The organism is Streptomyces sp. NPDC051243 (assembly GCF_044455405.1).
In the GTDB taxonomy this organism is placed as follows: Bacteria; Actinomycetota; Actinomycetes; order Streptomycetales; family Streptomycetaceae; genus Streptomyces.
Genome location: NZ_JBITES010000002.1, coordinates 658,756 through 673,787 on the forward strand (window position 1 = coordinate 658,756; position 15,032 = coordinate 673,787).

The window sequence follows — 15,032 nt, forward strand, 5'->3', positions numbered from 1 at the left end:
GCACGAACGTATTGACTAGTTCTATTCAGGCCGCCAGGATGTGAATATCCGTCGCAACAGTCCGCAGTCGAAGTTCGCAGTCACAGTCCGCTGGGAGGCAGACCATGTCAGGACCCCGCCCCGTCCGAGCACCGCGCGGTACGGAACTGAGTGCCCTGGGATGGCAGCAGGAAGCCGCCCTGCGCATGCTGCAGAACAACCTCGACCCCGAGGTCGCCGAGCACCCCGACAAGCTCGTCGTCTACGGCGGCACCGGCAAGGCGGCCCGCGACTGGCGGTCCTTCGACGCGATGGTCCGCACCCTGAAGGGGCTGAAGCAGGACGAGACGATGCTCGTCCAGTCCGGCCGCCCCGTCGGCGTCATGCAGACCCACGAGTGGGCCCCGCGCGTCCTCATCGCCAACTCCAACCTGGTCGGCGACTGGGCCAACTGGGAGGAGTTCCGCCGCCTGGAGGCCCTCGGCCTGACCATGTACGGCCAGATGACGGCCGGCTCCTGGATCTACATCGGCACCCAGGGCATCCTCCAGGGCACCTACGAGACCTTCGCCGCCGTCGCCGCGAAGAAGTTCAACGGCACCCTCGCCGGGACGATCACCCTCACCGCCGGTCTCGGCGGCATGGGCGGCGCCCAGCCGCTCGCCGTGACCATGAACGACGGCGTCGCGATCTGCGTCGACTGCGACCCGCGCGCCATCGAGCGCCGCATCGAGCACCGCTACCTGGACGTGAAGGCCGACTCGCTCGACCACGCCCTCCAGCTGGCCACCGAGGCCCGCGACGCCCGCCGCCCGCTGTCCATCGGCGTCCTCGGCAACGCCGCCGAACTGGTCCCGCAGCTCCTCGCGATGGGCGCGCCCATCGACATCGTGACCGACCAGACGTCCGCCCACGACCCGCTCTCGTACCTGCCGCTCGGCGTCGACTTCGACGAGATGGCGTCCTACGCCGCGAAGGACCCGGCGGGCTTCACGACCCGGGCGCGGGAGTCGATGGCGCGGCACGTCGAGGCCATGGTCGGCTTCATGGACGCCGGCGCCGAGGTCTTCGACTACGGCAACTCCATCCGTGGCGAGGCCCAACTCGCCGGTTACGAGCGGGCCTTCGCCTTCCCCGGTTTCGTCCCTGCCTACATCCGCCCCCTCTTCTGCGAGGGCAAGGGCCCCTTCCGCTGGGCCGCGCTCTCCGGTGACCCGGCCGACATCGCCAAGACCGACAAGGCGATCCTCGACCTCTTCCCGGAGAACGAGTCCCTCGCCCGCTGGATCAAGATGGCCGGCGAGCGGGTGCACTTCCAGGGGCTGCCCGCGCGTATCTGCTGGCTCGGGTACGGAGAGCGGGACAAGGCCGGTGAGCGCTTCAACGACATGGTGGCGAGCGGCGAGCTGGCCGCGCCGCTGGCGATCGGCCGGGATCACCTCGACTGCGGTTCCGTCGCCTCCCCCTACCGCGAGACCGAGGCGATGCTCGACGGGTCGGACGCGATTGCCGACTGGCCGCTGCTGAACGCCATGGTGAACGTGGCGTCCGGCGCGTCCTGGGTGTCCATCCACCACGGTGGCGGCGTGGGTATGGGGCGGTCCATCCACGCCGGGCAGGTGACGGTGGCCGACGGTACGAAGCTGGGTGGGGAGAAGATCCGCCGGGTGCTCACCAACGACCCCGGGATGGGTGTCATCCGGCACGTGGACGCGGGGTACGACATCGCGGAATCGGTCGCCGACGAGCGCGATGTCCGTGTTCCCATGCGCGAGGGTGACGACGCGTGACCTTCCACAGCATGTGGGCGGAGCTGCTGCCGCTGGGCCGCAGCTCCGCCTCCGGCGGCTACCGCCGCTTCGCCTGGACCGGAGCCGACCTCGAGTGCCGGGCCTGGTTCAAGGAGCAGGCCGAGACGCGTGGGCTTGCCTACGAGGTGGACCGGAACGGGAACCAGTGGGCCTGGGTCGGGGACCCCGCTGCCGGGGACGCCGTGGTCACCGGGTCGCATCTCGACTCCGTGCCGGACGGGGGCGCCTTCGACGGACCCCTCGGTGTCGTGTCCTCCTTCGCCGCGCTCGATGAACTGCGCGGCAGGGGCGTGGACTTCGTCAAGCCGCTCGCCATCGTCAACTTCGGCGATGAGGAGGGCGCTCGGTTCGGGCTCGCCTGTGTCGGGTCGCGGCTCACCGCCGGGCAGCTCAGCGTCGAGAACGCACACCGGCTGACCGACGGCGACGGGGTCAGCCTGCCCCAGGCCATGGAGGCCGCCGGGTACGACCCCGACACCATCGGCGCCGATCCGGAACGGCTCGCCCGCATCGGTGCCTTCGTCGAACTGCACGTCGAGCAGGGCCGGGCCCTGGACCTGTCCGGCGACCGGGTCGGCATCGCCAGCGCCATCTGGCCGCACGGCCGGTGGCGGTTCGACTTCCGGGGCGAGGCCAACCACGCGGGGACCACGCGGCTCGTGGACCGGCGTGACCCCATGCTGTCGTACGCCGAGACGGTGCTCGCCGCCCGCCGGGAGGCCGAACTCGCCGGTGCCGTCGCCACCTTCGGCAAGATCGCCGTCGAGCCCAACGGCGTCAACGCCATCCCCTCCCTGGTGCGCGGCTGGCTCGACTCCCGGGCCGAGGACCAGGCGAGCCTCGACCGGGTGGTCGGCGGCATCGAGAAGGCCGCCCGGGAGTACGCGCAGGCGCACGGCATCGACCTCGACGTCGTCCGGGAGTCCTTCACACCCGTCGTCGAGTTCGATCACGCCCTGCGTGACGAACTGGGCCGCATCCTCGGCAAGGACACCGACCTCACCGTCCCCGTCCTGGGTACCGGCGCCGGACACGACGCCGGAATCCTGTCCGGGAGCGTCCCGACCGCCATGCTGTTCGTACGCAACCCCACGGGCGTCTCGCACTCTCCGGCCGAGTTCGCCGCCGAGGACGACTGCGTGGCCGGAGTCATCGCCCTCGCCGACGTACTGGAAGGACTGGCCTGCACGTGACGCCCACCCGGCAGACCCGTACGTACTGGCTGGAGCACGCCTGGCTCGACACCCACGTCGAGCCGGGCGTCGCCCTCGACGTGAGCGACGGTCGCATCACCGCCGCCCGCACCGACGTCCCCGCCCCGCCCCCCGGCGCCGAGATCCTCCGAGGGCTCACGCTCCCCGGGCTCGCCAACGCCCACTCGCACGCCTTCCACCGCACCCTGCGCGGTACCGTCCAGGTCGGCTCCGGCACCTTCTGGACCTGGCGCGAGGTCATGTACGCCACGGCGGCCCAGCTCACCCCGGAGACCTACCACGCGCTCGCGCGGGCCGTGTACGCCGAGATGGCGCTGGCCGGGATCACCGCGGTCGGCGAGTTCCACTACGTCCACCACGCGCGGGGCGGCACCCGGTACGCCGACCCGAACGCGATGGGTGAGGCCCTCATCGCGGCCGCCGCCGAAGCCGGTATCCGGATCACCCTCCTCGACACCGCCTACCTCTCCTCCGGCTTCGGACAGCCGCCCAACACCCACCAGCTGCGCTTCTCCGACGGGAACGCCGAGGCCTGGGCCGAACGCTGTTCAGTTCTCAAGGAACGGGATCACGCGCGGATCGGTGCGGCCGTCCACTCCGTACGGGCCGTGCCCGCCGACCAGCTGGAGACGGTGGCGCGGTGGGCCGAGGAGCGGCGGGCCCCGCTCCATGTGCACCTGTCCGAGCAGACCGCCGAGAACGAGGCGTGTCTGGAGGTCCACGGCTGCACCCCGACCCAGCTCCTCGCCCTGCACGGCGTCCTCGGACCGCGCACCACCGGCGTCCACAACACCCACCTCACCGCCGAGGACATCTCCCTCATCGGTGGCAGCGGCACCGGCACCTGCATGTGCCCGACCACCGAACGGGACCTCGCGGACGGCATCGGGCCGGCCGTCGCCCTGCAGAACGAGGGCTCCCCGCTCTCCCTCGGCTCCGACAGCCACGCCGTGATCGACCTGCTCGAAGAGGCGCGCGCGATGGAGCTCAACGAGCGCCTGCGCACCCGCACCCGAGGTCACTGGACCGCGGCGGCCCTCCTGCGGGCGGCCTCCGCCGACGGCCACGCGGCCCTCGGCTGGGACGACGTGGGCACCCTGGAGCCGGGCGCACGCGCCGACTTCACGACGATCGCGCTCGACTCGGTCAGGACGGCAGGGCCGCTTCCGCGGCTCGGGGCCGAGACGGCCGTATTCGCCGCGTCGGCAGCAGACGTGTCGCATACGGTCGTGGCAGGTCGGCATGTCGTACGGGACGGGGTCCACACCCTCGTACCGGATGTGCCGCGAGCCCTCGCGGACGCCGTCGAAGCCCTGCGCGGATGACCGCGGGCCGCCCATCCGAGCGGCCCGAACCGGCCTCCGCCCCCGCCCCGGAACCCGACCCCACCGCCGACCAGGCAACCAAGGACGCCATGAGCAACGCGACGACCGTCAGCCCCGCCCACTCCGCGAGCACCGCAAGCACGCTCATCACCAACATCGCAGCCCTGGTCACCAACGACCCCTCCTCCGGTGACGGATCCCCCCTCGGACTGATCCAGGACGCGGCCGTCGTCATCGAAGGCGACCGCGTCGCGTGGACCGGTGATCAAAGCAAAGCACCCGCCACTGACAATCGGGTCGACGCAGGTGGCCGGGCGGTCGTCCCCGGCTTCGTCGACTCCCACTCGCACCTCGTCTTCGCGGGCGACCGGACGCAGGAGTTCAACGCCCGGATGTCGGGGCGGCCGTACAGCGCGGGAGGCATCCGTACGACCGTCGCGGCCACGCGGGCGGCGAGCGACGAGGAACTCGAAGCCAACCTCACCCGTTACCTCACCGAAGCCCTTCGCCAGGGCACCACGACCTTCGAGACCAAGTCCGGGTACGGACTGACCACCCACGACGAATCCCGCGCCCTGCGCATCGCCGCCGCCCACACCGACGAGGTCACCTACCTCGGCGCCCACATCGTCTCGCCGGACTACGCGGACGACCCGGCGGCATACGTCGCCCTGGTCACCGGCGAGATGCTCGACGCCTGTGCCCCGTACGCCCGTTGGATCGACGTCTTCTGCGAGAAGGGCGCCTTCGACGGCGACCAGGCCCGCGCGATCCTCACCGCGGGCAAGGCCAAGGGCCTGCACCCCCGCGTCCACGCCAACCAGCTCTCCTACGGCCCCGGCGTCCAGCTGGCCGTCGAACTGGACGCCGCCAGCGCCGACCACTGCACCCACCTCACGGACGAGGACATCGACGCTCTGGCCAACAGCCGTACCGTCGCCACACTCCTCCCCGGTGCCGAGTTCTCCACGCGCGCCCAGTGGCCGAACGCCCGCCGCCTCCTCGACGCGGGCGTCACCGTCGCCCTCTCCACCGACTGCAACCCGGGCTCGTCCTTCACCTCCTCCGTCCCCTTCTGCGTCGCGCTCGCGGTAAGGGACATGGGAATGACCCCGGACGAGGCCGTCTGGTCCGCCACGGCGGGCGGCGCGGCGGCCCTGCGCCGCGACGACATCGGCCACCTCGCCCCGGGCGCCCGCGCGGACCTGCTCCTGCTGGACGCGCCGAGCCATGTCCACCTGGCCTACCGGCCGGGCGTTCCGCTGGTCAGCGGGGTGTGGCGGCGGGGACTGCGGGTCGTCTGATCAGGAGGCCCCGGCCCGCCACCGCTGCTCCTCCCGCCCCGTCTCCGGCCACAGGGACAGCGACTTGTCGCCGTCCGGTGTCAGGGCGTGGTCCGGCGCAATGCCGGGACGGATCACCCCGCGGGAATCCACCGCGAACCTCAGGTTCTGCCCGTTGCGTCCGTAGACGGAGTCGCACGTCCAGATCCCGACGCCCCGGTACGTCGAGCCCCGGCTGTCCAGGCAGTAATCGGGGTAGGCGTACGACTGCAGCACGCCCCGTTCGGAGTCGACCCGCCAGCGTTGGTCGCTTGAGGACGTGCAGGTGGCCGTGACGACGTCCGTGCCGTCGTACGGGGCGCCGTCGATGTCCAGGCACAGGCCGGTGGCGATGTTCACGACCTGGGCGTAGGTGCCGTCGGGCGGGTGAACCGGGGAGGGGGTCGGCTTCGGGCGGGCGGTCTTCGTGGGTTTCGGAGTCCTTGTCGGGGACGGCGACTTGGACGTCCGCGACGGAGATGGAGACGGAGAGGGCGAGGGCGAAGAGGGCGACGGCGTGACCGACACCGTCGCGGTCACCGTCACCGCCACCGGCGGCACACTCACCGCGGTGCCCACCGAGCCCACCGGTTCCTGCGAGGAGGACGAAGCACCCTGCGCCACGAGGAAGAGCACCAGCGGCAGCAACGCCACCCCGAGCGCCGCCGACACCAGCACGACCCGACGGCGGTCCCAGGGCCGGACTCCCCTCGGCCAACTCCCGTCCACAGCAGGGCCGACGGCCTTCCGCTCCCCGGCGCCGCCCCCCGCATACGCCGCCCCGCCCCACGGCAGCAACCCCTCCGCCAACGCCGTGCGCGGCGCGTCCCGCAGGGCCGACAGTTCCTCGTACGCCGTCGTGCAATGGGGGCAGCGCGCCATGTGGGCGTGCAGGTCGGCGCTGTCGCGCGGGCCGTCCGGACGTACCGACTCCTCGATGAGGCGGCCGAAGTCGGGGCAGTCGACGTCGTCGGAGGCGGCGAGGCGGGTGCGCAGGCAGGCGCGGGCGAGTTGCTGGAGCGCCGGGGCGGTGCCGTACGTCACGTCCTCGCGGGTGAGGCCGAGGAGAGCGGCCGTCCGTTCCACCGGTTCGCGCTCCACGACCCCGTACCAGATCAGGCCCTGTGTGCGGGAGGACAGCGACTGGAACGCCGTGAGCATGGGCGGAACCGGGCCGGACGCGCCCGTCGTGTTCAGGACGAGCAGCAGGCTCGCGTCGAGACCGGCGGCCCGCTCGTCCATGGCCCATGACCCGGCCGACCGGGCGGTCAGCAGCAGGAGCCGGTGCCGCCAGGGGAGACCCGGGTCGACGCCGCGCGCGGTCTGACGGGCCGCGAGCGTGAACGCCTGGGCCGCCAACTGCCGTGCCATGGACTCGTTCGGAGTGCACAGGCGGGCGTAGGAGAGGACGGGCGCGAGGTGGCGGGCCCGGAGTTCCTGCAGTGCCGAATACGCGGTGGCCGTGTCGGCGCGCAGCAGCTCCGTCAGCCGCGCGTCGGACGCGCCCGCGTGTATCCCATGGCCACGATCCCCACCGTCGTCGGCCCGAGCCATCCGCCTGCCTCCTCGCAGCCTTGCCACCCGCGCGGAGACCTGACCTACCGGCGGGTATGACGGCTCATAGTGGAGGAAGGGGAGCCCTGGGGAAAGGGTTTCTGTGGGTAACCGGTGAATCAATCCCGAACGCACTGTGCCCGGTGTCCTGCCGACGAAATTCGGCGGGGCACCGGGCACAGTGCACGTCAACGCGAAGGAGACGCCGCTCCTCGACCGGTCATTCCTCGACCGTCAGCCCCTTCCGGAGCCGGATCAGTGTGCGCGACAGCAGCCGCGACACATGCATCTGCGAGATGCCGAGTTCGTCGCCGATCTCCGACTGGGTCATGCCCGCGACGAACCGCAAGGAGAGGATCTTCCGGTCCCGGGGCGGGAGTTCGGCGATCAGCGGCTTCAACGACTCGACGTACTCGATGCCTTCGATGCCGTGGTCCTCGTAGCCGATCCGGTCGGCCAGCGCGCCCTCGGCGTCGTCCTCCTCGGGCTGGGCGTCCAGGGAGGAGGCGGTGTACGCGTTCGACGCGGCCATGCCCTCGACGACCTCGTCGTTGGTCAGGCCGAGGCGCTCGGCCAGTTCCGCAACCGTCGGCGCGCGGTCCAGCTTCTGGGCCAGCTCGTCGCCGGCCTTGGCCAGGTCGAGCCGCAGTTCCTGCAGTCGCCGCGGTACGCGCACCGACCACGACGTGTCGCGGAAGAAGCGCTTGATCTCGCCGACGATGGTCGGCATCGCGAAAGTGGGGAACTCCACGCCGCGGCTGAGCTCGAAGCGGTCGATCGCCTTGATCAGGCCGATGGTGCCGACCTGGATGATGTCCTCCATCGGCTCGCTGCGCGAGCGGAAGCGGGAGGCGGCGAACTTGACCAGGGCGAGGTTGAGTTCGACGAGCGTGTTACGGACGTACGAGTATTCGTGGGTCCCTTCCTCCAGCGACTCCAGCCGCTCGAAGAGGGTCTTGGACAGGGCCCGCGCGTCCACCGGCCCCACCTCGTCGTACGGGGGGATGTCCGGAAGCCCGGCGAGGACGTCGTCCTGCTCCAGGCCCTGCTCGAAGGCCTGTTCGGAACCTACGTCGCTGCTGCGCTCGATGGGATCCAGATGTTCCGGTCGGGGTGCCGACGTCGCGTTCGGGGTATGCGATGCGTCGAGCCGGGGTGACATGATGTCCTCCATCGTTCTCGGCATATGGCTGCCGAAGCCTGTGCGTGCACTGCGGTGTGCGGCGCCTCCAAAGCCGGCCGAGTCGGTTACGTGTCTCTACTAGCCCTACCCGCTTTCGTGAGCCCACCGCAAGTGCGCTGTGTTCCGAAATGTCCGTTTCTGGGTGGATGTTCGGGTGTTGGAGGGCGTAGGGAAGGCGTAGTGTTCGAGAGCGTCAGTCAGCAGTCACGACGTCGGGAGTGAGAGACGGCATGGACCGCGGGACCGTCGGCAGCGCACAGTCTGGCCGACTTCTGGTCGAGGTGCGGGAAGAGGGTTCCAGCGCCGTCGTGACCCCGGCGGGTGAGTTGGATCACCACACGGCCGATTTGTTGCGTGAGCCACTCGAGGACTGCCTCGACAAGGGCTTCAGTCGGCTGGTCGTCGACTGCTCGCGGCTGGAGTTCTGTGACTCCACGGGGCTGAACGTGCTGCTCGGTGCGCGCCTCAAGGCGGAGGCCGCCGGCGGTGGGGTGCATCTCGCGGGCATGCTGCCCGCCGTTGCGCGTGTGTTCGAGATCACAGGAGCCTCGGCGGTCTTCACGGTCCACGACTCGCTCGGCGCCGCCCTGGCCGACGGGGTGGACCAGGCCGACAAGCCGGGCTGACCTCCCGCGTCCCTCCCTGCATCGGACGTCACATCATTTGTGCCGAATACAGGGGTGTTCCCCCGGCCCGGTCGGGCAGGAGACATCCTGAACCTGTCGGCTGTGACGTCGGCCACCGGGGGTGTGGGGACTGTGACCGACGCATCAAGCAAGGACCATGTACTGACGTACTGACTCTGCGTACTGATTCGTGAATTGTGTGAACGTTGAACTGCTGAATCGGTGAATCGGTGAGGTGAAGCGCTGATGAGCACCACCCGGCCTTTCTCGCCGGGCGACCGCGGCCCAGAGCCCAGCGGCGCTTCCGGGGCGTCCGAGGGGCCTTCCGGGGCATCCGACGGGCCCGAGGCGTCCGCCGAGCCGTCTGCGGGACCTCAGGTCCGGCGGCTGGACTTCGAGGGCCAGAGCGGGGTCGTCCCGCTCGCCCGCGACTTCGCCCGCCAGGCGCTGTACGCGTGGGGCTGGCTGCCCGCCGCGACCGCCGACCAGCGGGCCGCCGCCGAGGATGTGCTGCTCGTCGTCTCCGAGCTGGTCACCAACGCCTGCCTGCACGCCGAGGGGCCGGACGAGATGTGGATCGCCTGCGACAACAAGGTGATCCGCGTCGAGGTCTCCGACAAGGGCACGGGCCAGCCGGCGCCCCGCACCCCGCACCGCGCGGGCCGCCCCGGCGGCCACGGCATGTTCATCGTGCAGCGGCTGTGCCTGGACTGGGGGGTCGTACGGACGCCGGGCGTCACGGGCAAGACGGTGTGGGCGGAGCTGGGCGCACCGGCGTAGGGCGCCCGTCCGGCCGTACCGGAAAATCGGTTCCCGTTGCCGAAACGCCCACGTGGCTCCGCCACGCGGGCGCTCCGGCGCCTTGCGATCGCACGCACCAGACGCCGCGGAGCCCGCCCTCCGGGCGGACGATGGGAGCTTGAAGCCGCGGCCCAGCCACCAGCCGCCTGCTGCCCGCGATCCTGGAGCAGCACCAGCGGGCCGACGGCACCGTCGAGGTCCCCGAGGTGCTGCGGCGATGGGGGCTCCCTGAAGTGCTGCGCCCGGTCTGACCCTGAGTTACCGAGGGTCACCTCCTCCACTCGGTGCGCGCCGGATCGCCACAACTCCGGCGTGCGCCGTGTCTTCCTTCCTCAGGGCCCCGGGCGTACCTTGACGGCCGATCTGATGTGCCGTCAGGAAAGAGGGGACCGTGTCGAAGCAGAAGCGAACCGCCGCGCTCGCCACCGTCGCGGCCCTGGCCGGATCGGCGGTGCTGATGGCCGCCCCCGCGGCCCGGGCCGAGGTCGTCGACGTCAACTACGCCTGCAAGACGCCGATCGGCGACAAGAGCGCCGTCTCGCCCATCGACATCAAGGGCGTCAAGAGCGGCAGCGGTTACAAGATCACCATGTCGTGGCAGAAGGGCGTCTCGTCCAGCCCGGTCGAGCTGGGCAAGGGCGCGATGAACCCGAGCGCCACCATCAAGCTGGGCGGCGCCGACAGCGGCACCCTGTCCGTCACCGGGCCCGCCAACCAGGAGGCGATTCCCGCCAACACCCCCATCAAGATCAATGACTTGACGGGCACGTACACCCCGAAGAAGACCGGCAAGGTCACCTTCACCGCGGGCGTCCTCACCATCAAGGCGCTCGGCACGACCACCACGTGCACACCGACCAACAGCCCCGGCCCTTCGCTGACCCTCGACGTGACGGCGGCGGGCGGCGGCGGTTCCGGCGGCGGCACGCAGTCCGGCTCCGGCTCCGGTGCCGAGCTCCCGCAGACCGGCCCCGAGGACTCGGCGATCGCCCTCGGCACCCTCGGCGGCACGGTCCTGCTCGCGGGCGCGGCGGGCGCGCTGTGGCTGACGCGCAGGGGGCAGACGGTACGCCGCTGACCTGTTCTCGTCCGACCGCTGGAGCCGCCGATGTCGTCAGCCGTCCGTGTCCTGTTCCTGTCCCTGCTGCTCGCGTTCCTGTCGGCGCCGGCCCCCGCGGCGGCCGCCGCCGACGGGTGGTCCCTCGCGCCCTCGGGCGGGGGGCGGCCGTCCGTCTACGGCGAGGGCCCGGCGGGGACGGTCCTGCAGGACACGGTGTCCGTGACCAACCCGGGCGGCGAACCGCTCACGGTCCGGCTGCACGCCCCCGGCGTCACCTTCGCGGACGGCACCGTACGCGTCCCCGCCCGCACCCGCGCCGACGTTCCCTTCACGGTGACCGTCCCGGCCGCCGACCGCGCCGTCGAGATCGTCGCCCGCGACACGGACGGGGCGCAGCGGCGCGTGCGGGTCCACCTGCGGGTCACCGTCCCGGAGCTGTCGGCGCTGACCGTCGAGCGCGTGACGGTGACCGGCGACCGTATCGCGTACGAGCTGGTCAACCGCGGTACGACGCCCCTCACCCCGAGGCTGGCCGTCCACGCCGACGGCGTCTTCGGTCCGGTCCTCGACCGCGCCCCGCGCACCCTCCCCGTCGACCTGCCGCCGGGCAGCCGCACCAGGCTCACCGAGCCGTGGCCCGACCACCCCGCGCTCGACGCGGTCGACGTACGGCTGACGGTGACGGCGGCGGCCGGGGCGGGCGACACGGCACAGGTGTCGGCGCGGTTCGTGCCATGGGGCGCTCTGGCAGGGGGCGTGGGGTGCGCGGGGGCGGCGGGGCTGGGCGCTTTGTTCGTCGTACGGCGTCGCAGGCGGCGCAGGCCGTACGACGGCGGGGAGCCCGAGGCCGAACCGCTGGACAAGCAGCGCGAGTTGACGGGAGCGGGGACGTGAACGGCAGGGTGCGGATGTCGGTGTCGCCGGCTGTGGCGGCCGTGCTGTCGGTGCTGTCCGTGCTGGCGCTGCTGTCGGCGACGACCCCCGCCATGGCAGCCGACCCGCCCACCGTGAAGCTCTCCAAGTCCCAGGCGGGGACGGGCGGCTCGATCACCGTGACCGGCGACGGCTGGCGGCCGAAGGCGCTGCTGATGCTCCTGATCTGCGGCCAGTCCGTGCCGTCGACCGGCGTCACCGGCGGCACCAACTCCTGCGCCAACGCGGACGGCAGGGCCGTGACGACGGACGCCGAGGGGCGGTTCAGCCGGAAGCTGCCGGTGGCCGAGCCGCCCGTGCCGTGCCCGTGCGTGGTGCACGTGGCGACGGTCACCGGAGCGAAGGCCGAGGCGGACGCGATCTTCCAGGTGGCCGGACACGCGGTCGAGCCGCTCCCGGCGGAACCGGCGGGCGGACGCCTGTCGGTCCTCACCGACACCCGCCTCGACGGCTCCGACGGCCTGCTCACCTGGTTCGGCGCACCGCCGGCCCGGACGCTCGTCTTCACCGTGGGCAACGTCGGCACCTCGGCGGTGCGGAACCCGGTCTTCCAGGTCGGCACCTCCCACGGCGTGTTCGCCCCCGAGTGGCAGGAACAGCAGTGGCGCGGCACGATCCGGCCGGGCGGAAAGGCTCGTATCGAACTGCCGGTCGAGCTCGCCGCCGGGGCGCACGGCGACTACACGGTCTCCCTGAAGTACGGCGGCAAGGTGATGGCCGAACAGGCCTGGGGCGTGGGCCGGCCCTGGGGCGTGACGCTGTTCTGGGTCCTGGTCTGCCTGGTCGTACCGGCGGCGCTGTTCCGCGTCGGGATGGCGGTGGTGGACCGGGTACGGCCCCGGCAGACGTCCCGCCGCCGAGGCTTCCGTATGCCCGAGGCGGCCCTGCGCATCCCGGGGCTGAAGCCCCGGGCGGAGGCGAGGCACGCCTCGCCCGCACCCTCGACCCTGCCGTGGTTCGCCCCGGACAACGACCCGGGCACGGCCGGTCGGCTCTCCGCACCGCACGACGACAGCCCGACGAGTCCTACGACTCCCACCAGGAAGGGACCCCCGTGAGCAAGCGAAGGAGAGTCACACCGGTCGGGCCGTGGAGCCCCCCACGCCCTCGGAGAGCGACCGCGGCGGGCGCCGCCCTGATGCTCGGCGGTGCGGGCGTGCTGCTCGGCGTGGCCGCAGCTCCCGCGCAGGCCGCCGAGGTGGCGTACGCGACCGAGTGCATCCCGCCCGCGATCTCCGGGCTGCCGCCGGTCCAGGGCACGACCAAGGTGGAGATCATCGCGCCCGCCGAGGCGAAGGTCGGCGACGAGGTGGAGGTGGTCTGGAAGTTCGTCCAGGCGGCGTCCAAGAACCCGAACATCCTCGACCTGGAGGCGAACACGGTCCAGCCGACGGGCACCCTCAAGGCGGCCGGTGCGCAGACGGCGGACATCGCGATGCAGGGGCCGCGCCAGAACCCGCCGATCCCCAAGAACACCGACATGAAGCTGTCCGACATGAAGGGCAAGCTGAAGCTGACGGCGCCGGGCGAGGTGACGCTGACGCCGGGCGCGTACAACATCAACGTCAACAAGCCGATCTCGACGGACACCAAGTGCACGCCCAAGGAGACGGTGAAGCCGGCGGCGACGATCAAGGTGACGGACGCGGGCGGGGGCTCGGGCGGTACGACGGGAGGGCTGCCGACGGTCGTGCCGACGCTGCCGACGGGTGTGCCGACCGATCTGCCCACGGGGCTGCCGACGGGTACGTCGGACCCGACGCCCACGGGTCCGACGCCGAGTGAGAGCGAGACCGGCGGGGACTCCGGTGGCTCGAACACCGGTGGCGGCAGCGGAGGCGGTGACGGCGGCCAGACCGACTTCACGGGCAAGGAGGTCGAGGTCCCGTACGAGTGCAAGACGCCCATCGGCGACAAGAACGCCACCTCGCCGGTCCAGATCAACGCCAAGAAGAACGGCGGGAACTTCGACCTGACGGTCCAGTTCAAGAAGTCGGTGATGGACAGCCCCGCCGACATCCCCAAGGACTCGGTCAAGCCGTCCATGGAGGTCGTCCTCGGCGGTGCGGACAAGGGCACGGTTCACGTCGAGGGCCCGACCAACTCCGAGGACATCAAGGCGGGCGACCCGATCGAGATCCCCGACCTCACGGGCACGTACAAGCCGGGTGCGAGCGGGGAGTCGACGTTGTCGCCGGGTGTGCTGACGATCGAGGCCCTCGGCACGACCACGACCTGCACACCGGCCAGGACGGAGGTCTCGCTGACCCTGGACACGACCGAGCAGGCGAGCGGGGCCTCCGGCGGGTCAGCCGGCGGTTCGGCGGGAGGTTCCGGTTCCGCCGGAGGCTCGTCGACGGACGGCGGCTTGGCGGCGACGGGTGCGGAGGACCAGGGGGCGCTGAAGGCGCTGGGGCTGGTGGCGGGGACGGCGCTGCTGCTCGGGGGAGCGGTGTTCACGTTCATGCCCGGGCGTCGCGTTCGCTAGCGCCCGCCCTTTCGACAGGCGGTACGGACCCTGCTCCCGGACATCTCCGAGCAGGGTCCGGCATCTCCTCGTCACATCCCGTGGTCCAGCCGCAGATGCGTGCGCATCAGTACGTTCGCGTCGGCCACCGCGCTGTGGTCGTACGCCCTGCGTGCGGCGGCCCGCTTCGCCGCGAGGTCCCGGCAGGAATCGCAGTTGTCCACGGGTTTGGGCGAGCGGCTCACGTCGAAGGAGGGATACGGCGACTGCTCGGTCACGGCGCACACCCCTTTCCGACGCTCCAGTGCTCCCGCAACTCCCGTTCGTAGACGTCGGCTTCGGCGGTCCGGCCCGCCTCTCGCGCCGCGTCCCGCTGCGCCAGTAACGCTCCGCACACGTCACAGGCGGGCGGCGGTGGGGGCGCCGCCGTCCACGCCGGACGCGTGCTCACGCCGACCACCGCGCGAGCGCCGCCTCCAGCGCACGCAGCACGGCGGGAGTCGGCGGCGCCCAGCCGCCGGGCGGCGTCCAGGCGGCGGCCGAGCGGTTCGGGCGCGTACGGCGGGGGAGACGGGGGACGCGGGGGAGCGTCGTCGGCGTCATGGCTCACTCCTTGAGGTTCGCGTTCCTGGGAACGCCTGTGCAGTGCGCATTCGCTGGATTACGCTGCGTGTCCAGGTGTAGATACGAGCATGCCGTGCCCGGGACGCGAAAAGGCTGTTGGGACGCGCTAGTTCCACGCTCGGCTCGCCAAATT

General features: G+C 71.6%; 15 protein-coding genes. 10 read left to right on the forward strand and 5 right to left on the reverse strand.

The genetic code is table 11. The features are described 5' to 3' along the window. The first annotated feature begins 104 nt into the window (after positions 1-104). Genes hutU through hutI form a run of 4 tightly spaced genes read left to right on the forward strand, consistent with a single transcriptional unit; the run spans position 105 to position 5,633 of the window. Positions 105-1,769, forward strand: a complete 1,665-nt coding sequence (gene hutU, locus ACIBAG_RS06940; RefSeq protein ID WP_399101782.1) for a urocanate hydratase — start codon at positions 105-107, stop codon at positions 1,767-1,769. Beyond that, positions 1,766-2,983 (forward strand): allantoate amidohydrolase, encoded by a 1,218-nt coding sequence (locus ACIBAG_RS06945; RefSeq protein WP_399101784.1) that lies wholly within the window; start codon positions 1,766-1,768, stop codon positions 2,981-2,983. Before hutU ends, ACIBAG_RS06945 begins: the two co-directional genes overlap by 4 nt. Continuing rightward, entirely contained in the window at positions 2,980-4,329 is a 1,350-nt protein-coding gene (locus tag ACIBAG_RS06950; protein WP_399101785.1) for a formimidoylglutamate deiminase, read from the forward strand. Before ACIBAG_RS06945 ends, ACIBAG_RS06950 begins: the two co-directional genes overlap by 4 nt. Further along, a complete protein-coding gene (gene hutI / locus ACIBAG_RS06955) occupies positions 4,326-5,633 on the forward strand; it encodes an imidazolonepropionase (RefSeq protein ID WP_399101788.1) in 1,308 nt (435 codons plus the stop codon). Before ACIBAG_RS06950 ends, hutI begins: the two co-directional genes overlap by 4 nt. Here the strand turns inward: hutI and ACIBAG_RS06960 are convergent, their stop codons facing one another. Together ACIBAG_RS06960 and ACIBAG_RS06965 are read right to left on the reverse strand one after the other, a co-directional pair. Then, positions 5,634-7,205, reverse strand: coding sequence for a ricin-type beta-trefoil lectin domain protein (locus ACIBAG_RS06960; RefSeq protein WP_399101790.1), 1,572 nt, complete (start codon positions 7,203-7,205; stop codon positions 5,634-5,636). A 220-nt stretch (positions 7,206-7,425) separates the two neighbouring features. Beyond that, on the reverse strand, positions 7,426-8,379 hold the full coding sequence (locus tag ACIBAG_RS06965; RefSeq protein ID WP_399101792.1) for an RNA polymerase sigma factor SigF: 954 nt from the start codon (positions 8,377-8,379) through the stop codon (positions 7,426-7,428). A 239-nt stretch (positions 8,380-8,618) separates the two neighbouring features. Between ACIBAG_RS06965 and ACIBAG_RS06970 the strand changes: the two genes are divergently transcribed. From ACIBAG_RS06970 to ACIBAG_RS06995, 6 genes are all read left to right on the forward strand, one after another. Further along, entirely contained in the window at positions 8,619-9,014 is a 396-nt protein-coding gene (locus ACIBAG_RS06970; protein ID WP_399101794.1) for an STAS domain-containing protein, read from the forward strand. A gap of 246 nt (positions 9,015-9,260) precedes the next feature. Next, a complete protein-coding gene (locus tag ACIBAG_RS06975; protein WP_399101796.1) occupies positions 9,261-9,794 on the forward strand; it encodes an ATP-binding protein in 534 nt (177 codons plus the stop codon). A 412-nt stretch (positions 9,795-10,206) separates the two neighbouring features. After that, positions 10,207-10,893 (forward strand): LPXTG cell wall anchor domain-containing protein, encoded by a 687-nt coding sequence (locus ACIBAG_RS06980; RefSeq protein ID WP_399101799.1) that lies wholly within the window; start codon positions 10,207-10,209, stop codon positions 10,891-10,893. Between the two features lie 30 nt (positions 10,894-10,923). Continuing rightward, a complete protein-coding gene (locus ACIBAG_RS06985) occupies positions 10,924-11,769 on the forward strand; it encodes a hypothetical protein (RefSeq protein WP_399101801.1) in 846 nt (281 codons plus the stop codon). Positions 11,770-11,783: 14 nt separating this feature from the next. Beyond that, a complete protein-coding gene (locus ACIBAG_RS06990) occupies positions 11,784-12,866 on the forward strand; it encodes a hypothetical protein (protein ID WP_399101971.1) in 1,083 nt (360 codons plus the stop codon). Then, complete coding sequence (locus ACIBAG_RS06995) at positions 12,863-14,296, forward strand: hypothetical protein (RefSeq protein ID WP_399101803.1); 1,434 nt, start codon at positions 12,863-12,865, stop codon at positions 14,294-14,296. The genes ACIBAG_RS06990 and ACIBAG_RS06995 overlap by 4 nt, the downstream gene beginning before the upstream one ends. Before the next feature lie 71 nt (positions 14,297-14,367). Here the strand turns inward: ACIBAG_RS06995 and ACIBAG_RS07000 are convergent, their stop codons facing one another. Genes ACIBAG_RS07000 through ACIBAG_RS07010 form a run of 3 tightly spaced genes read right to left on the reverse strand, consistent with a single transcriptional unit; the run spans position 14,368 to position 14,878 of the window. Continuing rightward, complete coding sequence (locus ACIBAG_RS07000) at positions 14,368-14,553, reverse strand: hypothetical protein (RefSeq protein ID WP_399101806.1); 186 nt, start codon at positions 14,551-14,553, stop codon at positions 14,368-14,370. Continuing rightward, complete coding sequence (locus ACIBAG_RS07005; RefSeq protein WP_399101808.1) at positions 14,550-14,726, reverse strand: hypothetical protein; 177 nt, start codon at positions 14,724-14,726, stop codon at positions 14,550-14,552. Before ACIBAG_RS07005 ends, ACIBAG_RS07000 begins: the two co-directional genes overlap by 4 nt. Then, positions 14,723-14,878, reverse strand: coding sequence for a hypothetical protein (locus ACIBAG_RS07010; RefSeq protein ID WP_399101810.1), 156 nt, complete (start codon positions 14,876-14,878; stop codon positions 14,723-14,725). Before ACIBAG_RS07010 ends, ACIBAG_RS07005 begins: the two co-directional genes overlap by 4 nt. Between the last annotated feature and the right edge of the window lie 154 nt (positions 14,879-15,032).